General features: G+C 48.9%; 11 protein-coding genes and 6 pseudogenes. 10 read left to right on the top strand and 7 right to left on the bottom strand.

Annotation, left to right across the window (positions count from 1 at the left end; genetic code table 11):
* Nucleotides 1-94: 94 nt before the first annotated feature.
* From AC3EMD_RS27780 to AC3EMD_RS27755, 6 genes and pseudogenes are all read left to right on the top strand, one after another.
* Nucleotides 95-3,703, top strand: a pseudogene (locus AC3EMD_RS27780) (DUF637 domain-containing protein); the annotation flags it as partial.
* A 79-nt stretch (nt 3,704-3,782) separates the two neighbouring features.
* A complete protein-coding gene (locus AC3EMD_RS27775; RefSeq protein WP_049011000.1) occupies nt 3,783-4,088 on the top strand; it encodes a DUF596 domain-containing protein in 306 nt (101 codons plus the stop codon).
* A gap of 368 nt (nt 4,089-4,456) precedes the next feature.
* Nucleotides 4,457-4,666: pseudogene (locus AC3EMD_RS27770) on the top strand (IS110 family transposase); the annotation flags it as partial.
* Nucleotides 4,653-6,896 (top strand): annotated as a pseudogene (locus AC3EMD_RS27765) (DUF637 domain-containing protein); the annotation flags it as partial. The pseudogenes AC3EMD_RS27770 and AC3EMD_RS27765, both read left to right, overlap by 14 nt.
* 10 nt (nt 6,897-6,906) lie before the next feature.
* Entirely contained in the window at nt 6,907-7,272 is a 366-nt protein-coding gene (locus tag AC3EMD_RS27760) for a DUF596 domain-containing protein (RefSeq protein ID WP_040107964.1), read from the top strand.
* A gap of 395 nt (nt 7,273-7,667) precedes the next feature.
* Nucleotides 7,668-7,819, top strand: a pseudogene (locus tag AC3EMD_RS27755) (leucine efflux protein LeuE); the annotation flags it as partial.
* Between the two features lie 682 nt (nt 7,820-8,501).
* Here the strand turns inward: AC3EMD_RS27755 and proA are convergent.
* Together proA and AC3EMD_RS27745 are read right to left on the bottom strand one after the other, a co-directional pair.
* A complete protein-coding gene (gene proA, locus AC3EMD_RS27750) occupies nt 8,502-14,393 on the bottom strand; it encodes an anti-phage protein ProA (RefSeq protein ID WP_302074231.1) in 5,892 nt (1,963 codons plus the stop codon).
* 608 nt (nt 14,394-15,001) lie between these two features.
* On the bottom strand, nt 15,002-15,997 hold the full coding sequence (locus AC3EMD_RS27745; protein ID WP_302074230.1) for an IS110 family RNA-guided transposase: 996 nt from the start codon (nt 15,995-15,997) through the stop codon (nt 15,002-15,004).
* 689 nt (nt 15,998-16,686) lie between these two features.
* On the opposite strand from AC3EMD_RS27745, the gene AC3EMD_RS27740 reads away from it, so the two are divergent.
* Complete coding sequence (locus tag AC3EMD_RS27740; protein ID WP_302074229.1) at nt 16,687-18,027, top strand: hypothetical protein; 1,341 nt, start codon at nt 16,687-16,689, stop codon at nt 18,025-18,027.
* Nucleotides 18,028-18,171: 144 nt separating this feature from the next.
* Here the strand turns inward: AC3EMD_RS27740 and AC3EMD_RS27735 are convergent, their stop codons facing one another.
* The 5 genes and pseudogenes from AC3EMD_RS27735 to AC3EMD_RS27715 all read right to left on the bottom strand — a co-directional run.
* On the bottom strand, nt 18,172-18,765 hold the full coding sequence (locus tag AC3EMD_RS27735; RefSeq protein ID WP_488516913.1) for a phage exclusion protein Lit family protein: 594 nt from the start codon (nt 18,763-18,765) through the stop codon (nt 18,172-18,174).
* A 154-nt stretch (nt 18,766-18,919) separates the two neighbouring features.
* Nucleotides 18,920-19,617 (bottom strand): IS1 family transposase gene (locus AC3EMD_RS27730; RefSeq protein WP_302074227.1). Its coding sequence is split into 2 segments (ribosomal slippage): nt 18,920-19,368 and nt 19,368-19,617, totalling 699 coding nucleotides; the frame shifts between segments, so codons are not numbered across the junction.
* An 83-nt stretch (nt 19,618-19,700) separates the two neighbouring features.
* Nucleotides 19,701-20,615, bottom strand: coding sequence for an AbiJ-NTD4 domain-containing protein (locus AC3EMD_RS27725; RefSeq protein ID WP_302074226.1), 915 nt, complete (start codon nt 20,613-20,615; stop codon nt 19,701-19,703).
* 69 nt (nt 20,616-20,684) lie between these two features.
* Nucleotides 20,685-21,851: pseudogene (locus AC3EMD_RS27720) on the bottom strand (IS3-like element ISEc52 family transposase).
* Nucleotides 21,852-21,923: 72 nt separating this feature from the next.
* Nucleotides 21,924-22,133: pseudogene (locus tag AC3EMD_RS27715) on the bottom strand (transposase); the annotation flags it as partial.
* Nucleotides 22,134-22,399: 266 nt separating this feature from the next.
* On the opposite strand from AC3EMD_RS27715, the gene AC3EMD_RS27710 reads away from it, so the two are divergent.
* The 3 genes from AC3EMD_RS27710 to AC3EMD_RS27700 all read left to right on the top strand — a co-directional run bounded on the left by AC3EMD_RS27710 (nt 22,400) and on the right by AC3EMD_RS27700 (nt 23,839).
* Complete coding sequence (locus tag AC3EMD_RS27710) at nt 22,400-22,708, top strand: hypothetical protein (protein ID WP_148675066.1); 309 nt, start codon at nt 22,400-22,402, stop codon at nt 22,706-22,708.
* Nucleotides 22,709-23,371: a hypothetical protein gene (locus AC3EMD_RS27705; protein WP_302074225.1), complete on the top strand. Its 663-nt coding sequence runs from the start codon at nt 22,709-22,711 to the stop codon at nt 23,369-23,371.
* A 117-nt stretch (nt 23,372-23,488) separates the two neighbouring features.
* Nucleotides 23,489-23,839 (top strand): hypothetical protein, encoded by a 351-nt coding sequence (locus AC3EMD_RS27700; RefSeq protein ID WP_049156930.1) that lies wholly within the window; start codon nt 23,489-23,491, stop codon nt 23,837-23,839.
* Nucleotides 23,840-23,856 lie beyond the last annotated feature (17 nt).

Genomic DNA, 23,856 nt, shown 5'->3' with positions numbered 1-23,856 from the left:
TCAGCTGGGCTGGCCTTATCCTCCGATGAGCTATCTTGATAGTGGTGAAAAAGGATATAGCTGGAGCCCGCAAAGTCATTTAGCCAGTAAAGTCATTGCTGGTGGAAATTTTGTGGCTGACTTTTCTGATCGTATCGAAAGTAATGAACCCTATGATACCAGTGTGCAGTATTCCGGAGTGATGTCGCGCCCGGATACCATTACGGCGAAAAACATTTTCTTGCATGCAGGGCAAATTATCACCACCGATGTGATGAAAGCCGCGGGAGATATCACCCTTCAGTCAGAAAAAGGTATCAAGGTCGCACTGGCACTATTGACGGCCGGGAAGGATCTCTCCGTAGTGGCGGGTGGCGCGGTGGAGTCCTGGCAGAGTGAACTTAAGGGACAGAATATCACTCTCGTCAGCCGCAATGGCGACGTGAACTCGCATACCAGTGAACAACCGAACTATTTCCATGCAGATGGTGTGCGTTGGCTAGGGAGCATTGAAGCCAGTCGTGATCTGTCAATTTCTGCGGGTGGGAATATTCTGCTGAGAAATACGCGCCTTCCGGTTCAGAGTCAGAATATTTCTCTGGTTGCGAATGGTGATATCACCCTGGATAAAAATGAAGCGATGCTGGGCCATGAACAGCCAGGCGTCGTCCTGACCCAGGCCCGCAAACAGGAACTGTTTAACCGGATGCTGCCCGGAGAGCCGCTGCGTGCTTCCGGGGATATTACGCTCAGCGGCAAGCACCTGAACCTCAATGGCGCAAGTCTTGATGCCGGGGGCAATATCAGTCTTACGTCAGCCGCAAATACGGACCTGAATATGCGGAGTTTCAGCGGCCGTTACAGCGATTTTTTCCCGGACAACCGGATACCCGAGTTACGCAGCCATCTGAAAGCCGGAGGTAACCTGCTGATCAGTTCAGCGGCGGATATCGGCCTACAGGGAGCGGATATTTCGGCCGGGAAAACGGCGACCCTCCAGGCAGGGAGACTTATCTGGCTGGGAGCCTACGGCTATGGCGTGACGGACAGCGGCAATGACAACAACCGGGATGAGTTGAATGTCCTGACCCGTCTTCAGGGCGTGAAGGGCATCACTCTGGCGGCAAACGGCGGTATTCAGGCTAACGGCAGTACCCTGACATCGGATGGCAATATCACGCTGACCTCCGGCGGAAATATGCAATTTCAGTCCGCGCGGGGAACCGTTTATCGTGAATCTGGTAACAGCTGGACGGAAACCGTCAGCCAGACCGGAGTGACGCTGAATGCGGGCGGTGCCCTGACGGTGATTTCTGGCGGCAGTATCCTGTTCCAGGCATCGCGCCTGCTGGCGAAAGGCACGATGGACGTGGCGGCGAAAGGTGGCTGGCTCTATGCGCAGGCGATGGAAGAGTCCAGCCATTATGAGAAACAAACCACCAAACGGAAATGGTGGGGACAGAAAACCACGGTTAAGCAGACAAAGCATACGACCACCAATCGGGTGACGGAGTTTACTGCCGGAGGCAATCTTAACCTGCTGAGTCGCGATGACAGTACCTATGAAGCCAGTAAAATCGAGGCGGGGAAAAATGCGACGCTGACCAGTACCAACGGAAAAGTCAATTTCCTGGCAGTAAAGAATACGACCTTCGAGCAGACCGTCAGCACCTCGAAAGGCTTTTATATTAAACAGGCAAATAAGGGCTACAGCGAAGGGAAATGGGTCCTGCCTTCCGTTTACGCCGGCGGTATGCTGACGGTGGATGCGGCAGGCGGCATCAGTGCTGATGTTAAAACCAAAAATGGTCAGGCGCTGCAGGGAGCCATTACCGCACTCGGCGTTCAGCCGGGTACCGAATGGCTAAATGGGTTGAACACCCGCAATGACGTACAGTGGAACGTGGTCAAGGATGCCTACGACAGCTGGAACTATAAAAGCCAGAGCCTGAATCCGGCTGTCGCCGCGGTGATTGCGATAGCGGCTGCTGCAGTGACTGCCGGAACGGGGCTCGCTGCTTTGGCTGGAAGCGGCGCGATTACGGCAACCGGCGTCACGGGTGCAACGGCTTCCGCGGCAGTGTATGGCTCAGCCTATGCGGGTATGACATCCCTGGTTTCCCAGGCTGCCGTCGCGCTGGTTGAAAACCAGGGTAATCTGTCCAAAACCCTGTCTGCACTGGGAAGCAGCAGTTCGGTCAAATCGCTGGCCACCTCCATGGCTATAGGCGGGGCGCTGGCCGGATTCGATGAGGTGATGAACGTCAGTGTGTCGCCGGACAAGGCGCGTCTGCCGGCTCTGACAAAGGATGAGGGGTGGAGCAAGGTTGTCCAGCGTGTGGCCGGGCAGTCGGTTATCAGCTCCAGCCTGAACACCGGCATCAATGGCGGCAGCTTTAAGGACAATCTGGTCAATGCGCTGTTATCAAATATTGGTAATCAGGTTCAGGCCGAAGGCGCAGGGCTGATTGGGGACAACGGTGAAGTGTTAGGCGTGGCCGGAAAATCGGTCAGCCATGCGGTCCTTGCTGGCATCAGCGCGGAAATCGGGCGGGGTGATGGTAAAGGCGCGGCCGCTGGCGCCCTGGCGGCGGAACTGGCCGGCGTCGTGATGCAGAGCACGCTGTTCGAACCCGCTAATCTGAATGAGCAAGAGCGCCAGTTGCAACGTCTGCAGGAAGCGCTAAACGGTAATGAGGCAAAAGAGCAAACGGCCCGCGTGATTGGCGCGTTGACCGGCGCGCTGACCACGCATACGCCCGAAGGCGCATACAGCGGTGCGGACAGCGCGCAAAATGTTTACCGTTACAATATGACGGAGCATATGTTGCAACAGTATGCCCTGGATAATCAGCGGGATATTCTGGCGGCAGATAAAGGGGATAAGGAAGCAGCTAAACGCGTTCAGGCCCGGCGGGAAGCGGCGATTATCGTGGCAGCTGCAAGCGGTGGAGGTATGGCACTGACCGCAGGTGGGATGACCCTGGTAGGTGCGGCCCCCGAGCTGGTTCTGGCGGCAAGATTGGTCATCGCCGGTTGTAAAACAAATCCTGCGCTCTGCCTGAATCAGGCGGGTATTTATGCGGCAGATATTGTGGCACCAGAGGCCATCATTGGTACAGGCGCTGTAACGACCGGCAGCACATTGATTCTGGGTAAAACTGAAGACAGCCTGAAAAAGCTTTCACAGCAGTTAGTGAAGGCCTACGATGAACTGAATATAACAAAAACACTAAATATTCAGCCTGTTGCCGGATTTATTAAAGGCGAAACGGTTGCAGGTACCGGTTTGTCAACGAAAACGGCAGATTATGTCAAAAGCCTGCAAAAAGATAACACTGCCAAACTAGTAAGTATTTTTAACAAACAAAACCCTAACGCTGAATTAAATGTTTTTGGGAAGTCGTTACAACAAGTTTTGGGGCCTGGAGGGAGTGATACCAGAGGTAAAACTAAAGTTTTTGCTTCAGAAAAATTAACTGAGGATGAAATTATTAGCTTTGCTACATCTCTAACTGGTGGAATACCATTTAAAGAGCAGATTCTTCCAGACGGTAGGCTGATGTATGCAAAAATAAACGATAATCAAACAATCAATCTTCGAGAGTTTTCAGCTTCCGCAGAGAAAACAGGAGCAAGGTGGACAATTGATATCATTGGTAATCCCGATATTAAAGCTGCCTCCAAAACATCATTAAACAGATTTGAAGTAAAATTTAGATAGGAGAGGATGTAAGGTGACGTATTTAACCGAAAAACAATACCAGGAAAGGAAAGAGTTTCTTCGAGGAGCTTCTACTACCATGCTATGGAAAAATATCGACCCCGAAAGTGTTGATGGCGTCTATAAGCTAACTTATAAAGAAGAAAAATCGCTTTATATCTGGTTTATTAGGCGTTTGCTGGAGGATGGTGAGATCAAACTTGCTCGCCATGGAAAGTTCCTCTCAGGAAGCATCGACAAACAGATCGAAGCTTTTGAAATGGCATTTCCCAAAACTGAGGATGATATGGATTGTGATGCATTTGAAGGATTTTGGTTTTTAAGTGAAAACTGCCCAGCGGGTATTGTCTGGATTCACGAAAACGGTTACCAGGATTGGACTTAGGTGTATTATCTCAGGAGCCTGTCAGTAATTCTGTGTAACTGCCAATGTATTAAAGGTGATCGCTCAGGCGGTCACCGAACTCGATAATAGGGGTCAGTTTGGAGATCTGAAATTTTTGTATGTTAAGCGCATTATTTAACCAACCACAATTCGTAACCGATTGATTTTGCGTCAGCGGTTATCGTATTTAGGTTATCCGATTAAGGTCAAAACCCCAGAAAATGCCGTATAGCGCGGGAGTACATCCTATTGCTATAGGTAAGTCTGTTCAACAAGCAGGCTTACCGAATGGAAGGGACTTCCCCTGGATATGCTCCTGATTAAACATTGTGCAATCATGAGGTAAACATAGCCCAGAGGGATTCGTTATGACCATCACTACTGTCGGTATCGATCTTGATAAAAATGTGTTCGCTGTTCACTGCGTTGACCAAAATGGCAGAACTGTTCTGGTTAAACCCAAAGTATCGCGTGCTGCACTTCCTGAGCTGATTGCAGGTTTACCTCCTTGTGTTATCGGGATGGAAGCATGCTCCGGTGCTCATTACTGGGCAAGACTGTTAACAGACGAAGCACACGACCACCAACCGGGTGACCGAGTTTACTGCCGGGGGCAACCTCAGCCTGCTGAGCCGGGATGACAGTACCTATGAAGCCAGTAAAATCGAGGCGGGGAAAAATGCGACGCTGACCAGTACCAACGGAAAAGTCAATTTCCTGGCAGTAAAGAATACGACCTTCGAGCAGACCGTCAGCACCTCGAAAGGCTTTTATATTAAACAGGCAAATAAGGGCTACAGCGAAGGGAAATGGGTCCTGCCTTCCGTTTACGCCGGCGGTATGCTGACGGTGGATGCGGCAGGCGGCATCAGTGCTGATGTTAAAACCAAAAATGGTCAGGCGCTGCAGGGAGCCATTACCGCACTCGGCGTTCAGCCGGGTACCGAATGGCTAAATGGGTTGAACACCCGCAATGACGTACAGTGGAACGTGGTCAAGGATGCCTACGACAGCTGGAACTATAAAAGCCAGAGCCTGAATCCGGCTGTCGCCGCGGTGATTGCGATAGCGGCTGCTGCAGTGACTGCCGGAACGGGGCTCGCTGCTTTGGCTGGAAGCGGCGCGATTACGGCAACCGGCGTCACGGGTGCAACGGCTTCCGCGGCAGTGTATGGCTCAGCCTATGCGGGTATGACATCCCTGGTTTCCCAGGCTGCCGTCGCGCTGGTTGAAAACCAGGGTAATCTGTCCAAAACCCTGTCTGCACTGGGAAGCAGCAGTTCGGTCAAATCGCTGGCCACCTCCATGGCTATAGGCGGGGCGCTGGCCGGATTCGATGAGGTGATGAACGTCAGTGTGTCGCCGGACAAGGCGCGTCTGCCGGCTCTGACAAAGGATGAGGGGTGGAGCAAGGTTGTCCAGCGTGTGGCCGGGCAGTCGGTTATCAGCTCCAGCCTGAACACCGGCATCAATGGCGGCAGCTTTAAGGACAATCTGGTCAATGCGCTGTTATCAAATATTGGTAATCAGGTTCAGGCCGAAGGCGCAGGGCTGATTGGGGACAACGGTGAAGTGTTAGGCGTGGCCGGAAAATCGGTCAGCCATGCGGTCCTTGCTGGCATCAGCGCGGAAATCGGGCGGGGTGATGGTAAAGGCGCGGCCGCTGGCGCCCTGGCGGCGGAACTGGCCGGCGTCGTGATGCAGAGCACGCTGTTCGAACCCGCTAATCTGAATGAGCAAGAGCGCCAGTTGCAACGTCTGCAGGAAGCGCTAAACGGTAATGAGGCAAAAGAGCAAACGGCCCGCGTGATTGGCGCGTTGACCGGCGCGCTGACCACGCATACGCCCGAAGGCGCATACAGCGGTGCGGACAGCGCGCAAAATGTTTACCGTTACAATATGACGGAGCATATGTTGCAACAGTATGCCCTGGATAATCAGCGGGATATTCTGGCGGCAGATAAAGGGGATAAGGAAGCAGCTAAACGCGTTCAGGCCCGGCGGGAAGCGGCGATTATCGTGGCAGCTGCAAGCGGTGGAGGTATGGCACTGACCGCAGGTGGGATGACCCTGGTAGGTGCGGCCCCCGAGCTGGTTCTGGCGGCAAGATTGGTCATCGCCGGTTGTAAAACAAATCCTGCGCTCTGCCTGAATCAGGCGGGTATTTATGCGGCAGATATTGTGGCACCAGAGGCCATCATTGGTACAGGCGCTGTAACGACCGGCAGCACATTGATTCTGGGTAAAACTGAAGACAGCCTGAAAAAGCTTTCACAGCAGTTAGTGAAGGCCTACGATGAACTGAATATAACAAAAACACTAAATATTCAGCCTGTTGCCGGATTTATTAAAGGCGAAACGGCTGCAGGTACCGGTTTGTCAACGAAAACAGCAGATTATGTACGTGATATTCAGAAAGTTAATACTAGCCAGTTAGTTAAACTCTTCGATAAATCACAACCAGATGGTAATATTAATATTTTTGGCAAGTCCATAGCACAAGTGTTGGGCGATGGAGGAAGTAACAGGAAAGGAACAACAAAAGTTTTTGCTTCAGAAGCACTTAATGAGAAAGATATCTATACTTATGCACAATCAATTACTGGAGGCATACCTCTTATCGAGGTGAGAAACGCAAAAGGTGTTGTGTACTACGCTAAGTATGACGGAAAAATTATAAATTTGAGAAATTATTCTACTAGTGCGCAAGAGTCTAAAGCTCGATGGACAATTGATATTATAGGGAATAAAGATATAAATAAAGTTTCAAACCTCTCTGACAACAAGTTTGAAATCAAGTTTAGATAGGGGGTTATATATGATTACGAATGATGAATATGAAAAAAGGAAGGAAGCCCTTGAAGGGGCATCAATGGTTACGATTTGGGAAAACATTCACCCAGCTAGCCTATCAGGTAAGATAACGCTGTCATTTGATGAAGAGAAAGAGTTATTTTTCTGGTTTATCGAGCGTTTGATGTATGAGGGGAAAGTAAAGTTTGGAAACGGGGGCGTGTTCTGGACTGGTACAATAAAAGAACAGATCTCTAAATTTAGAGAAAGTTTCCCAAATTCGCCTGAAGAGATGGAGTGTGGCGCTTTTAATGGGTATTGGTTTTTATCTGATGCTTGTCCTGCGGGGCTTGTCTGGATTCACGAAAACGGTTACCAGGATTGGACTTAGGAGGGATCGCTTGGCAAACGGAATTTATCTGTATTAGCTCAGGCCTGATCTGACAGTTACCGGTTATTTATACAGGTGTCTGACAGATTACATCTGACTTAAATTTTTTTTTGGCCCAGTTTGGGGTTCTACGACGGAACCTCAAATTTTTTCGTCATCTCAGTTTCAGCCCGGTACCAGCGCATCCAGGTCAATAATCTCATTGTTTCTCTTGATGTGTAATGCCCGTTCAGCAAAATATGATGCCAGGTGAGATCCGGGGCAGAGCCTCAATGCCTTTGGTGTGATCTTCCTAAAGATCATGAATCTCAACAAGCTTCTTGCAGGTTAATGTCGGGCCAGAGTTGGCGTAACATTCGCGGATGATCCGCAACGCACGCTCAGCGAGGCCAGGCATCACTCTCGTTTATTTCGGCTTCCTCGTTTCTGCGGCTCTTACCTGTTAAGCCGTCTGAAAGGGAACCGGAGGTTATCGGCCATCGGAAACGCGCTGGTAGGGATGTTCTTCATTGGATTTGCAGCTCGGCTCGCAAGCGCAACTTCCTGACCAGACAGCTAAACCGCCGTTAGTCGGTTTTTTTACGTTCTTTGCTGAACGGGAGCGGCTCACACTGCTTCAGAAGTGGTGGCTGATCACCACAAACGGTTAGATACAAGCTACCGTGTTAAGTTCCCTAGTGTCGCTGAAATAGTTGATGAACATCCCCCTAAGCGTCAGCAGCAAGCTGCCGCTGCCAAGGCCCCGGAAATCACGCCCTTTACGTCGTAAACGCCGTAAAGCCCGCTCACCGGGGTTAAAAGGGATTACTTTTACTTCTTCATTGCTGTGAGCGGGTTAAGGCTAATCAGGGCAGGGGGTAGGGTGGCAGAGTTTATAGCCAGGTAACCGGCTACGCCGGGCTTTCGGCGCCATTTGACTCCACAGACACATGTAACCTCATCTGGCGCCTCCATGCCGCTGACGCGGCATCCAGAAGTTTCCCGATGCTGTAAGTCTTAACGTCTGCTTTGTGCCAAAAGCGGAAGTAACTAACAGCAGTCTGTGTGAAAATACGGGGAGCAGGTTAGTACTCCTTAATTACGCCCAACTGGTCGATGTTGGTGATGTGGAAAACCACGATAAGAGGTGTCAGAAATCGACTTTAATACATCCGGTCTCAAAATGGTCGATTAAGACTCTATATTTCAGACTATTAGTCTCTAAAAGTGGTTTTCCACACGGTTGACCTTCAAACAACATTAAGTATTGATTCAATCCTTTTTTTTGCCTGACTGGTCAGGCGCTTAATTCCAAGCGAGCGGGTCATTTCCTGTATCTTATTGTCACCTTTAATACTCAGCGCCAGTGCGCGTAATTCCTCACTAGGGATCGCGTCAACCTGGCGAATGTCGTTATCCGTGGCAGGCAAACGAAACGCATTCCAGTCAGCACGTTGCTCAGCGGACAGCCAGACGAAGTTTTCACCTGAGTGATCGGCTGCAAGGTGATAGTGTTGATCCACAATTTCCATTACGCGTTCACGTATCAGTCTGCCAGCGCGAGTGAAGCCGTGTATACGTGCGATGCGTTGCACAAGCGTTGTATCCAGAACGGGTGATTCACTTGTTACCACCGCTTCAATGAGGGTTTTAAGTGTCTCATCATATTCAGCGATATAGAATTGTTCTGCATCTGTCCTGTCGTGCCATTCCTGAAGATCGTTAACGACATACTTACCGGCATGCGCTGGCTTGTTGTTATTCTGAGAAGCTGTAGATGCATACTTCAACTCAGTGCCACCATCATTTTCGCTTACTTCGGCGGGAGGCGTGATGATAGGGTTTACTGACGTGGATATTTCTTCATCATTAGCGACAGGTGTAATTTCAGATACCAGTATGTCTTCACTGGCATCATTGGTTACGTGACCGATGACTGGCGTAATCTGCTTTTGTTTTTCTGCTTCAGCAATCAGTGCGGCTTCCGCTGCTCTGGATTCCTCCAGCAGGCGATTTATTGCTGTATCCAGCCTGTCGAGTGCACCTTCTTTATCAATCCACCATTCAGTTGACCAGAGGCGCAGTAATTTCCAGCCCAGGCCCTGTAGGATAGCGCTGCGGACTTTATCGCGATCGCGTGCTGTTGCTGCGCTATGGTAAGTGGCACCGTCACATTCAACACCGACAAGATAGTCGCCAGGCTTATCCGGATGAACGATCCCCAAATCAATACGGAAACGGGATACGCCAATTTGCGGGACAACATGCCAGCCTTTTCTCCTCAGACCATTTGCTACTGCCTCTTCAAACGGTGAGTCATAACCGCCTACAGACCCACGTACTGCCTGAGAAAGAGCTTCAGGGCCGCGCTGGGCAAACTCAATAAAGTGTTTGAGGTCAGCAACCGCGCGGGCGCTGGTCCGATTAAGGTCGATGAAGGAAGGATCGAACGAGCTGAAGACCATCATTTCCTGTCGCGCACGTGTGACGGCAACATTCAGCCGGCGCCAGCCTCCCTCGCGATTAAGCGGGCCAAAATTCATCGACATTGTATTTGCGCCCGGCTCAGTCGGGCCGTACCCGATGCTAATTATGATCAAATCGCGTTCATCCCCCTGAACCGTTTCGAGGTTTTTAACCACAACAGGTTCTTCCAGTTCAGACTGGAAGAAGGGTTCAATTTCAGGGTGATGCTGTCTGGCACGGTCCAGCAGATCGCTGACTAGCTTTTGCTGTTCAGTATTCAGCGTGATAATGCCTATCGATCTGCCTGATGCAACGAACTCTTTATCAGTCAGTCGCTTCACCGTTTCAGCGACGATCGCTTCTGCCTCGACCTGATTATGACGTCCTTTCCCTTTAGAGTAGACGCCTGTAACCTTGCACCACTGGACAGCACTTTGCTTTGTTTCGGAAGCGGGGAACGTAATCAGGTTGCTGTCATAATAGCGATGGTTGGAGAAGGTAATCAGGCTTTCATGACGGCTCCGGTAATGCCAGCTCAGGCTGTGGTTATACAGGCCGGCAGCAAGACACTCATCCAGAATGCTTTCCATATCTTCTTCAGTATCATCGTCCGTGTCATTAGCTGCACGATTAAAGAAGCTGGTTGGCGGCATCTGGCGGGGATCACCGGCGATTACCACCTGTTTGCCACGCGCCATGGTGCCGATAGCATCCCACGGGGCAATCTGCGATGCCTCATCGAAAATCACCAGATCAAACAAGGCTTGGTCGGAGGGCAGGAACTGGGCGACTGAAAGCGGACTCATCAGCATGCAGGGGGCAAGTTTGGCCATGGCATCGCCCATTTCGGCTGCCATCTGGCGTACCGGTTTATGACGACGGGATTTCTGTAGTTCATGTTTAAGCAGTGCAAAACCACTCTGCTTGCTGACCTCATTTTTTGCAGGAATGACGCCACATAAACGAGCACGGATATAGCGTACTGTCAGTTTGGCCAGACGATCGGTTTGAGCACGGTAAGCCTCAATATCACTCATGTGCTCAGCCGGCACAAAATTGTGCAGCAGCGGCTCTGAATCGATCATCCACGATGCAAACCAGCGGCAATAGGCAGTTTCAAAAATCTCTGCAGCGCTTATTTCTCCTGAGTTAACATGGATCAGCGCGTTGATCACTGGCTGCAGGCCATGTGAAATCGCTTCCTCACGTACACGGCTCCAGTCACTCCAGGCTTTAAGAGCAGACTGATGTTGCAGGATATTGAGTGCGCAGTCACGCAGTGCCGGGAGCGATGGTTTGTCCTCAGCTGGTTTTATCAGATTGCAGAAGCTAACCTGTGCATCATTGAAATTGGCGATTGCTGTGCGCAGTTTCCGAGTCAGGGCGGAGATAACACCCTGCGAACCGAGAAGGTCATTGGCATCAATAATCAGATTTTTTACAGCAGTGCGGATCTCGACCAACTGCTGTGGCGAAGAAGCAAAACCACCAAGCGAATTGCGGATAGATTCTGCAAGTTCCAGGGTGGTCTGCAACTGTGCAACGTTGGTATCCAGCCCAGCCCATCCCGGCAGGGATAAAGTGACAGAGTTAAGCTCGGTCAGACGTTGCAGCAATGTCTGCAGAGTTTCAGCAATGGGGAGATCAACGGATAAGTCGGGAGCTGACGTTAGCGAGTATTGTCGGATAACTTCACCAATGACTTTCTTGCGGGCACTGGTCGCAAAGAACCAGAATTTTTTGTCAGCGACGTCAAGTGCGTTTCTGATCTGCGGAGCATTAACGTACTGCCAGCTGTTACCAGGGTAGGTAACTGACAGATTAGCCTTTGTCACTTCAATCTCTTTCAGGAGGTGAACGGCTTTATTCGCTGACTCTATACGGCTTGTGGCATCCGGTGCGAACATGAAATTCAGATCAATGCCGTAAGCTTCCGTCAATAATTCACAGAATGAAGTTAGTTGCGACAGTCTCTCGGGCTCAGTAGAGTCCAGAGTAACTCCCGTCGCCTTCAGTAATTCCTCGGTGGCGTTTTCAAGGTGATCGATGATTGCAGGCAATGAATTTGCTGCAGCAATGAGAGAAGACTGCCACCCATTGGTCCAGTCAGGCTGCGTGATGAGGTCAAAATGATCGCCGTGCTGTTTCCAGGTATCACGGTTCAGCTCCAGACGTTTTACTATCTCTCTGAACTGAGTCATCTCTGAAGAAGAATGCAAAGTCGATGCAGGCCAGCTAAAGTGCGGCGTGGCGCTACTTGCATCCCTGATAACCGTGCCCATTGCCTGATGGAGCGTTAAGCCATTTGGCCAGCGCAGATGGAGCAAACGGACAACCTCATTGAGTTTGTCTCGCAGGTGCTGCACCTTGGCCGCTTCTTCCTTCCACTCCGAGGTGGTCAGTAGATCACGCGCATCCCATGCCCGCTCTAGCTGTTTCAGAAAATCCATCTTGGACGTTTTGCTCGAGTGCAGTTCCAGACAAAATTCACCGAGTCCCTGAGCCTCAAGCCTGCGATAGACCACATCCAGTGCCGCTTTCTTCTCAGCAACAAAAAGTACGCGCCTTCCCAGCGCAAGATTATGCGCGATCATATTGGCTATGGTTTGCGACTTACCGGTACCGGGGGGGCCATCCAGAACAAAATCCCTCCCTTTTGCAGAGGCTACAACGGCGGCGATTTGCGAGGAATCTGCAGGCAGCGGTAGGAAAAGATCCTGCGTATTGACGTTGTCATCGAGTTCCTCAACGTTGATGACTTCTCCGCTCTTATCCAGAACGGCATTGTCCTGGCCGCGTTCGATGAGATACTTTACCAGCGCACTTTGCATCAACTGAGGTGCCCGATCGATTAGATCTTTCCACATCAGATATTTGGCAAAAGAGAATGTGCCAATCACGACATCACGGGTGACTTCGAAACCGGGTATGTCGCGCACAGCACGCCGTACCATATTCCAGATGCCATCCACATCAACACCACTTTCATCGGTGGGCAGATCGCCATCGAGGCCGTTAATTGTCAGAGCAAAGTCATTATGTAGCAGTTCAAGCAGAGTAAGGTTGAAGCGGGGCTCTTCTTCCAGCAAACGCATGGACACGCCCGAAAGTACACTTTTACGGTCAAGCTGAATCGGCAGTAGTATCAGTGGAGCTGAGTAACTTTTGGGATCATCAGCGGATTTTTTCCATTTAAGGAAGCCCACAGCGAGGAAAAGAGTGTTGGCACCACCTTCCTCCAAATCACTTTTCGATTTTCGATAGAGGTCGATTAGGGATGACTCGAGGCGGTATTTTTCCATTGCGGAGACGACTTCACCGCGTTCCAGCGCAATCTGGGCGTATTCTTCCCGCAGGTTCTCGTTTGTGAGCTGCTGATAAAGTTCGGCATCGCGGCCTCCACTCTCTAGATCAGGGAGCGGGACAATGCGAATGCGTTTGCCTTCAGCTAGCTTATCTTCAAGATGGCCCGGATTCGCACAGATCAAACGAATGCCTTTAGCGCTTTCAGGCAGGTGTAACAGGCGGTTACGGGTGGTTAAGTCCAGAAGTTTTCGTTGCCATTGTACAAGCCGGCCCCCAGCTTCTTTTTCGCCAGCTGTTTCAATATCAATGTCAACATCAGGGAGAGAGGGTGCGTCCTCAAACCCATGAGAAATAACCTCCTCAGCATCAGGCTGTTCTTCAAGGCGAGTGACACCCAGAGCCAGTGGCCGAATTTTCTGCATCCGCGCGCGACGCGAATCAATGGCTGCGTGAAAAACATCCTCGTTAAGATACTTTAACGCTTCATCAGATGCCTGAGTAAATGAAGGCGGGTGGGCTCTGGTCGCGAGAGTTGTCTCAAATACGACCATTTCTTTTAGGTCGACACGTTTGCGCACCGCAGAGACGTCTTCTGTCACTAGCTGCGAAAATTCCTGTGGTTGTAACCAGACGCCAGCAAACGCATGACCTTCACTGAGCATTAGCAGTGAATTCAAACCAATCTGTTCCAGTGCTGAAGCAAATAATAAGGTTGTATCCAGACAGGTCGCGACTTTTCCTTCCAGAATGATGCCTGGTGTGCGAATTTTCTGGCCATTCCGTTCAAAGCTGGCTGGGGGAAGGGCATAACTGATATTGAGGTTGCAGACAGCAGTCCAGAGAGCTGAGGTAATTTCCCAGACACGAGTTCTCGACTTGCTTTCATAACCATCAAGAGCGTCATTCTTGCCTGCACGGCGAAGGACATCAGAGGCTGCCTTGAGTACACGATCTACCGCCGGATCATTAGGAATGATAAATGAAGGGAGCAATTCAATCATTGCGCTGCCGCCCCATTCATTTTTCGCAAGTGCCTCAAGCGAATAATGAGTAATGAAGATTTCTTCCTCACCCTGGCACAAACTTATGGTGACTTCGCAGAGTACGCTTTCGGTCAGTTCGGCGAGCCATTTGGCGTTAAGTTTGACATCCCGATCCCTGATATCCAGTGAAGTACCGGGAAGCAGGCGGTCGATATTCCATTTTTTATCTTCGAGCACGGCTGGCGCGGTCCGCAGATGCAGCGTCAGATCCTGAAATGTCTCTTCGGACTCATTATGCAAGATGAGCTCACGTAACAGCGGAACTGCATTCTGGTGTGATGTGAACCCCAGCTTGTGCGCGATACTCACCTGCGCTTTTATACCCATGAAACTAGTTCTCCTTAAGAGGAAATCACTCAAATATGCACAGTAGTGCTGACGACAGGAGACGCATTGAACAGGCAGAAAGCATCAGCAATTTGATTACTCTGGCGGCGAGTATCAGAACAGGCGCGCAAGCACAGAAAGCATCATTCGCGGATTAGGTTGGGGGCGAAAGGTAGTGATTGTAAAAATCAATGCACGCTTCCTCTACCGTCAAGAGGTCGTCCCTAAGAATCATCTTAGTATTTTGCTAACACTAAAGTATAACGCGAACTTGATCTATAGATTAGGTCAGCCCAGTAATCTGAGGTGGGATAGCAATTTCAGAAAGATTTATGTTTTTGATAAATATATTTTTTTCTTTCATCCCTCGATTCACTTGTAACGATGAACAACAAAAAAAAACAAGAAAAGATGATGTTCGATATAATATTTTGAAAAATTCCTGGATAACAATTGAATATATCTCTTGACCTGTTCCCTGTTGTTGAACAAGGCACTATTTTAATCATACCTTTGTCAAACTGTGAACTTCCGCTATTCGCTCATAACGGACTGCGCTCACTTATTGCAGCGAGCGTTACCTTGTGTTTAATGCCAGCCTGGTATAGTCAGGTTGACAGTACCGGTTTCAGGTCTTCGTCATTAAAAACGGTTCCGGTCTTCAGGACGCCATAACACCAGTGCACCAGTTTCCGCATCAGCGCGCCAATGGCCACCATTTTAGGTTTACCCCGCAGGCACATCTCATCGTAAATATTACGCATTCGCTTATTGTAGATTTTTCCGCCCAGGGCGGACATGTAAAGCTTCGCTCTCAACTGAGGGGGGCCGATTTTCGACATCCGCGGCCGGCGCCGGACCGATGTGCCTGAGCGTTTCTCGATCGGCACCACGCCCAGAAAGGCGGCAGCCTGCTCAGCCGATACAAAGTTATGGCTGCGAAGCACGACCAGCATATGCATCCCCAGCTGGGGACCAACCGATTTAATTGAGGTCAGCAGTGTATAATCACGCCTCAGTGCAGGGCTGGCTTTGATATGTGCTTTTATCTGCCGCTCGATATTACTTACCTCCTCGCGCAGAAGCTGCGCCATACGCCTGCAGGAACTGATAATATCTGCAGGTGTGTCTGTCGACAGGTATTTTTCCAGCCTGTTCTCCTCACGCAGGGCATCACCCAGCAGAACATCCCGCCGTCGCAGGAGTGCACCGAGATATCTGATTTCGGGTGCCGGCGGCTCCCAGCGGTGTGGCTTCTTAAGGAATGCGTAACAGGCCAGCATATACGCATCCACCTTATCCGTTTTTGTCATGATTCCCATGCCACGCGCAAACTCCCGACTACGGTGAGGGTTGGCCAGAGAAACCCGGAAACCGGCATCATGTAATTCAGTGGCCAGCCGTTCGTGATAAACACCGGTAGCTTCCATTACCACATGAACATCTTCCGGACTGCAATGTTGGAGCCTGAGCCAGCGAAGAATATTTTCAACTGAATGTCTGTTATTCTGGATGTTACGGGTTTTTATGCGTCCTTTGATACCGTCATAAAGCATGCAAAGATCCAGGGTGTTTTTACTTACGTCAATGCCGACTGGAAACATGGTCAAACTCCTCTCACATAAACCGTCACGCCTGTTCGCCTTGTACATACGGAGTCGAGCTCCCGGTAACCGTTCAACCTGATGTGCTGGCGTGAAAGGTGAAGCGGAGGGCCATATGCTGCAAATCAAGGTTCAGCGGTGCCGACTTTTCTGACCTTAAGGGAAGGGGGCGGCTCACTCTGCTTCAGTGGTGGTAGCTAATCACCACAAACTGTTAGATACAAGCTACCGTGTTAAGTTACCTGGTGTCGCTGAAATTTTTTGTGAACATCCCCCTAAGCGTCAGCAGCAAGCTGCCGCCGCTAAGGCCCCGGAAATCACGCCCTTTACGTCGTAAACGCCGTAAAGCCCGCTCACCGGGGTTAAAAGGGATTACTTTTACTTCTTCATTGCTGTGAGCGGGTTAAGGCTAATCAGGGCAGGGGGTAGGGTGGCAGAGTTTATAGCCAGGTAACCGGCTACGCCGGGCTTTCGGCGCCATTTGACTCCACAGACACATGTAACCTCATCTGGCGCCTCCATGCCGCTGACGCGGCATCCAGAAGTTTCCCGATGCTGTAAGTCTTAACGTCTGCTTTGTGCCAGAAGCGGACATAGCTAAGGAAATAGATTAAGGATTATGGCATCATTAATCAACAGAATATGGTAATTAACCACTCTATAACTAATACGGGATTTTCGGAGTAAATATGGAATTTGAGATTATTCATGAATTCTTACGGAGAATGAAATTTCACCTTATAGACCGTGATAAAACCATGCATTTTCATGGTAAGTGCCCTCACTGTACAACTACGATTGAGTATCATGAAGTTCACACATCTTCAACTACAATTCCAGGAAGCAGCATCATTATTCCTGATATAGAAGAGGATGGAGTGATGATTGGGACCTGTGATAAATGTGCTGGAATATTTAAAGTTAATATCGTAAATCCAGACTACTCTGGACCTAGTAGCGGTTGGGAGAAAACAGATTTTTATATAAACTCTGACAATGATGAAGCCAAACTGTTAAAATACAAAGATCTACCACTGCTAACAGACTTCATTGATAAAAACACTGTATTAACAGAGAGGAATACGGATTACGATTTTTACAACCACCCTCTTTACATATGTGATGACTGTGAAGAGAATCTGGAAATAATTTCATTTGAGCTTCTAAAGAGTAAATGGGAAGTAATAGCAAAAAAACACTGGGATTTCACAAATTGGTCCCTCTCTCAATCTAGAGGGCCGGCTCCAAATAATATCATGATTAAGTTTCCTTTTGAATGTAAATGCGGAAAAAAACATGATGCAAATTTTGTAAGTCGATACCAAGAAAATAACTCATTCGAAGCACAAGCATTCTCAATTGTGAATATATTTGGTTCAAGAGAACTATCAGATGTGATTTTTGGCGTTTATTCGAAAACCACCATAATGACATGGCTTTATAAATTGATTGCTAGGTGGAATTTCCTTTATGCGAAAATCTACATAATATCTCCTTTTGTTGGCCATCAGTTCCTTAAAAGCCAAGGGAAAGTAGATTCTTGGCTTAATTTGCTAAACCGTTTAAATCCAGAAAATACCTCCATGTTAGTAAGGAATGGTCAATCTAAAGTGTTTAAAGAGTCCTTTTCAAAAACAAATGAAATAAGCTATGAGCAGATGGAAAGTTTTAACTTGGGATCCAAGTTGATTGGCGAATTAAAAAATAAAAATGACTTTCATGCCAAGATATACTGCGCCATTAGCAATGGGAGATGTGAAATAATGAATGGCTCAAGTAACCTGGTTGAAGGAAAATCATATGAAGTAATTAATTTTGACGTGATAGACTCTTACACAAAAACATTTGAAAAATTTTTAAAGCCTCTAGGCATTGATAATATATCGAATGATTTATCAAGTTTGAGATCAAATGAATATTCGCTGATCTTTGATGAAAATAATTCATTCAATGCATTTACCTATCATCTTTATCCCGAGGATTACATCAACTTTTCAATCTTTAACATCAATCCCAATTCATCGCGATGATGAAAAAAACTGCTAGTTAAGCGTGTGAGTCGCATGCCGATTCCTCGCTTACAGCGGATCTTCAACTTAGTAGCTTGTCGCTTCGTACAGTGAGTTCAACCAATGGATGCAACACTTTTATTCAACAGTTGAGCTCACACTAGATCAGACAAGATAATCTCTCATCAATGACGCCAATTCATCATTAGAAAGCTCAAGGCAATAATTGGTCATTCTGTTATATAAATTCCTTGCATACAGTGCAGTTTCAGAAAGTTGTCTATTCTTATCAAAAATTCTATGAAAATACTCAAGGCGAGTATATGCTTCCGGATGTGCACCTTTAGTTGATGAAATATTTATAAATGACCCGAATCTATGACGTATGATCTCCTCCATTTCTTCAATGAAGTTCATATGTTCAAAAAGAAGCTCGACCGCCTCAATTGCGTCCGCATAAACAATGACTGAATGCTTACTTCGTGGTTCGTCATTTCCTTCCGTTATAATCGACGAAGCCATAAGTACATTTGCTAATGTATCGGCTTCATATTCAAACTGCTTAATTTTGTTCTGACGTTCAACATAATCCTTTATCAAACTGACTCGTTGAGGGTGTTCAAGGATATGATGGGATATTTCATGTAGGATTATGAAATAAAGTTGATAATCAGTGAAGGTTTTTACTTTCCAGCTCGATTTACCAAAAAGAAATTGTGGATAGAAATACCTTGGGCTACATGATGTTAAAAAATACAAGACGACTGGAATTATCTCAGGTAACGCACGCTTCGCTCTATTCTCCAGGCTATAAATCTCTGTTGACTGGAAGTGATAAATAAATCGGTTAAGTTCATGAAGGATCCCATTGAGTCCAAAGTTGGCTGTAACGTATTTTGGTAATGACTCCAACTTACTGATAGTGTTTTATGTTCAGATAATGCCCGATGACTTTGTCATGCAGCTCCACCGATTCTGAGAACGACAGTGACTTCCTGCCCAGCCTTGCCAGATGCTGCCTCAGATTCAGGTTATGCCGCTCAATGCGCTGCGTATATCGCTTGCTGATAACGTGCAGTTCTCCCTTCAGGCGTGATTCATAAAGCGGCCAGCCATCCTTCATCCATACCACGACCTCAAAGGCCGACAGCAGGCCCAGAAGACGCTCCAGCGTGGCCAGCGTGCGTTCACCGAATACGTGCGCCACAACCGTCCTCCGTATCCTGTCATACGCGTAAAACAACCAGCGCTGGCGTGATTTAGCGCCGACGTAACCCCACTGTTCGTCCATTTCCGCGCAAACAATGACGTCACTGCCCGGTTGTATGCGTGAGTTTACCGACTGCGGCCTGAGTTTTTTAAGTGTCGTAAAATCGTGTTGAGGCCAACGCCCATAATGCGTGCACTGGCGCGACATCCGACGCCATTCATGGCCATATCAATAATTTTCTGGTGTGTACTGGGCTGAGAGGCGGTGTAAGTGAACTGTAGCTGCCATGTTTTACGGCAGTGAGAGCAGAGATAGCGCTGATGTCCGGCAGTACTTTTACCGTTACGCACCACGCCTTCAGTAGCTGAGCAGGAGGGACAACTGATGGAGATGTAAGCCACGGGAGCACCTCAAAAACACCATCGTACACTAAATCAGTAAGTTGGCACCATTACCTCCATAGCCTGCTGAAAAAGCAATAATATCAACTTGGAAGTGTTTTTAGTAAAAGATGTATCAAGCTGAACATGCGCTGATATAGATATTCGATATGAGCACTTTCCTGAATCTTGATCTGTTTCATTTCGGTATGGCGAATGAAATAACTATTTCCAATATCTGTAAGTGCTTTTGCCTCTATTTCTAAAATCGATCTAAATTCCGATGTATGGGCTGCCGCATCAAGTAACTTCTTCACAGACTCTCTTTTGTCAGTTGGGTAAGATATGCTTTTGAGCCGCTCCCAAAAGTCCCAAAGCTCTTTAAGTGCATCATAACGAATGGTGACATCATAGTTGATTATTTTTTCATTCGCGCGCATGAGCATGCTGCGTAACTCTTTCTCTACAGGAATGCTTATGCTTGCCATCATTTGCTTCAGTTCCGGGCTTAGCATTCGAATGATATCACCTGATACAAGAAGCTCGTAAGCAAGGCCGTTTCTGGCAAATATTGTGTTTACCTTTTCCCTAAATTCTTCTTTACCAGCTTCAATTTGAAAATCGTCAAAGTGGTAATGCCTGAAATAGCTGTGATAGCCCCCTTTAACAGGCATGGCCACATGTTTATAGCAGAACTGGAGTAAATCCATTACATCCAGATAGTTTGGAACAAAAGGTATCATCTCCCTAGACCAAGATGACGATTCCTCTGATTCAACTTCTGTTGCCAATGGCCAGTCAAGATTTGGTATCTCAGCCTGTAACGAGGCTTTGAGGTCTTTGACCTCGGTGCCTACGCATCCCTGCCCATCGGGACATTCTTCAGGAAAGTCTTTACCGAAGTATCCGTTGTTTACCAGAACATTAATGTATGAAACAAGCCCAGCCCAGACTTTAGTTGTTACTTCGTTATTTATCCGTTGAACGGGGCCTCTTTCTTTGTCGCTGAAGTATTCCACATCTGCTCCTGTAGGTTTAATGACCTCACAAATTTATATCTGAATGTGCTGTCGGGCAAGCTGAAGTGGTCAACAAAAACTGGTCACCGCGTTAGAGTTTTTCCAGTATCGGTTTTCTGATTCGTTTGGTGGTAACCCACCATTATATTCGTGCGGTCTTAGTGCGCTGTAATATCCAACGATATAGTCCGTTATTGCGTGGGCTGCATCGCTGAAGCTTACATAGCCCGTCGCCGGCACCCATCGTTCTTCAGACTCCTGAAGAAGCGCTCCATTGGGCTGTTATCCCAGCAGTTTCCACGCCGACTCATACTCTGCCTGAACCGGTATCGCCACAGTAACTGCCGGAACTGCCTGCTCGTATAATGACTGCCTTGATCGCTGTGGAACATCACCCCGACTGGCTTACCACGGGTTTCCCATGCCATTTCCAGTGCTTTCATGGTGAGCCTGCTGTCCGGCGAGAACGACATGGCCCAGCCCACTGGTTTTCTTGCGAACAGGTCGAGAACAACGGCGAGGTACGCCCAGCGCTTACCCGTCCAGATATAGGTCACATCACCGCACCACACCTGATTTGGTTCCGTTACGGCGAACTGTCGCTCAAGATGATTCGGGATAGCAACGTGCTCATGACCACCACGCTTATACCGGTGAGTCGGCTGCTGGCAACTGACCAGCCCCAGCTCTTTCATGAGTCTGCCAGCAAGCCAGCGCCCCATCTGGTATCCTCTCTGGGTTGCCATTGTGGCGATGCTTCTTGCTCCGGCAGAGCCGTGGCTGATGCCATGCAGTTCAAGTACCTGACTGCGTAATACAGCCCGTCTGCCGTCTGGCTTTTCAGGACGGTTTTTCCAGTATTTGTAGCTGCTGCGATGAACCCCGAACACATGGCAGAGAGTGGCCACAGGATAACGCGCCCTGAGTTTCCCGATTATCGAGAACTGTTCAGGGAGTCTGACATCAAGAGCGCGGTAGCCTTTTTTAATATTTCATTCTCCATTTCAATACGTTGTAGCTTTTTCTGAGCTCTCGGATTTCAATTTGTTCCGGGGTAATGGGTGAGGCTTTTGGTGTTTTTCCCTGCCGCTCATCACGTAATTGTTTCACCCATCGCGTCATTGTGGAAAGGCCGACATCCATAGCGCTGGCTGCATCTGCCACGGTATAGTTCTGGTCAACGACCAGTTGAGCGGATTCGCGTTTAAACTCTGCGCTGAAATTTCTTTTTTTCATTATCGCACCTGTGTTGTTCTGAGGTGAGCATATCACCTCTGTTCAGGTGGCCAAATTCAGTAAACCACTTCAGGCGAGATCAGAATAGCGCTGAGGTCTTCCCCGTGATGAAGGCGTTGCCGACTCATACCAGGCCTGAATAGCTTCATCATCCAGCCAGAAAGTTATGGAGCCACGGTTGATGAGGGCTTTATTGTAGGTGGGCCAGTTGGTGATTTTGAACTTTTGCTTTGCCACGGAACGGTCTGCGTTGTCGGGAAGATGCGTGATCTGATCCTTCAACTCAGCAAAAGTTCGATTTATTCAACAAAGCCCCTGGGAAACGGAAAGCGCCAAAAAAATCCGAGGAGAAACACGGGAATGACAATGGTCATGAAGAGGTCGAAGAGGCCGAAACACCGCAGGCAGAACAGGCAGCAGCCACTGCTACATCATCGACTGATGCGCCAACAGGCGAACTCAGGAACCAGCCCGCAGACACACCCGCTGATCAGAGTCCTGGTATAGCCGATGAGTCTGCCCCAGATGATTCTGGACAGCGCGATAGTGTGGCATCTGACGATAACGGCAGCAGCGATGATCGCGCCGCTGGTAATCATGAGGTGAGCCAGGAAGCGCAGGAATATAAAGATGATGCGGTGTTTCCACCTGAGAAACCAGAGCCAGAGGAAACCACAGGCCGGATTATGGCTCCGTTGGATGATCTTCGCCACTGGTCGTATGTTGGTGATGATGGCCTTGCCGACTACGGCGTAATGTGGGGTGTTGAGGGTATCGCCCTTGATAATCTGATTGGTGAACACCTCAAGATCAGAGAAGCAGAAGCTGAAAAAAACTTTTTAAATCGTAGAGGATAAATGATTGATAAACGTAAGGCGCTGACCGCCACCCAGAATACAGACCAGAACGAACCAGCGTCACCAGGTGACGTTAACGAAGTTAACCCGCGTAAAGCGGGCTGTACCGAACCAGAGCCACTCCCAGATCCAGAATTACCCGACCTGACTCGCCTGTACAAGCGGCGTTGCCGTGATGGCGATATCATGCAGAAGTGCAAACACCTTTTAATCGCTGGAATGCTTCCTGGAAAGGTCGCGCTAATGCTTCGTCTGCCGCTGGAAAAGGTACAGAACCTTTACGACAACAGCTATAACCCGCGATGCAGGCGCTTTGCTAAGGCCAATTCCTACCAGAACTCCCGACTGGCCTTTACCAGTTTTAACGAGGGGGCTGATTTAAGCGCCATATGTACGGCGCCGGGATTGTCGCTGTACTGGGTGGTGATGTCACTCAGGCAGAATGGCGTCACCGATGCCGCAATGGCTCCACGGTTCCCGCCATACGACGATGCGCTATGCGTTGAATACCGCCGTGTTATAGCTCGAAAAGCCGCGAGCAAATTTAAGCCTATCCGGTTAAACCCGGTTCGCCGCGTTAGTCCAGTGTCACGAGGTGACGTTAGCGGAGCTAACCCGCGTAAAGCGGGCTGCATTAGAAAAAGCCAACAGGCGAGCCAGTAAGCAACAGCCTGATAGTTCCAGAATTGAACCTCTTAGAAATCTTACCTTACCTGCCCATCATCTGGCTGGCGTATCGCTGCGCCCGTGACGGGCTGGCCCTGTACAGGAACCATAAGAATGAAAACAACATTGCAAAAAGTCAGAGATGGCATTGCCGCCGCGCTTCTGGGGAAAACTCCAGAGCAACTGGAGGAAGAACAGCGGCAGGACGCTGTAAAAAGCGCCGTTGATGACTATCTGATCTGCCATCCAGACTGGAAACCAACAACAGCGCCCGCCGTTGCGCCAGTAACCTGCAAAAAACAGAAGTCCAACCGCATCAAAAAGAGTCTGGGTGCTGGGGCTAGTGTCTTTACACCTCATGTTATGGATGAGGAAGCGCTCCGCCGTGCGCGTGAAGCAGCAGGAGCATTCCAAGCGGCTGATCCTGATCGCTACAGCGACATTATCAGCACTGTATCCACCTGAGAGGAGGCTGGCAGGCT

The organism is Klebsiella sp. PK18 (assembly GCF_057784655.1).
Note: the sequence above shows the minus strand (reverse complement) of the source record. Positions and strands in the feature narration are given on the sequence as shown.

Bases quoted from the DNA above. Each gene is read 5' to 3' on its own strand.
- AC3EMD_RS27775 (WP_049011000.1), top strand. From the start codon at position 3,783: ATGCTATGGAAAAATATCGACCCCGAAAGTGTTGATGGCGTCTATAAG.
- AC3EMD_RS27760 (WP_040107964.1), top strand. From the start codon at position 6,907: ATGATTACGAATGATGAATATGAAAAAAGGAAGGAAGCCCTTGAAGGG.
- proA (WP_302074231.1), bottom strand. From the start codon at position 14,393: ATGGGTATAAAAGCGCAGGTGAGTATCGCGCACAAGCTGGGGTTCACA.
- AC3EMD_RS27705 (WP_302074225.1), top strand. From the start codon at position 22,709: ATGATTGATAAACGTAAGGCGCTGACCGCCACCCAGAATACAGACCAG.
- AC3EMD_RS27745 (WP_302074230.1), bottom strand. From the start codon at position 15,997: ATGTTTCCAGTCGGCATTGACGTAAGTAAAAACACCCTGGATCTTTGC.
- AC3EMD_RS27700 (WP_049156930.1), top strand. From the start codon at position 23,489: ATGAAAACAACATTGCAAAAAGTCAGAGATGGCATTGCCGCCGCGCTT.
- AC3EMD_RS27740 (WP_302074229.1), top strand. From the start codon at position 16,687: ATGGAATTTGAGATTATTCATGAATTCTTACGGAGAATGAAATTTCAC.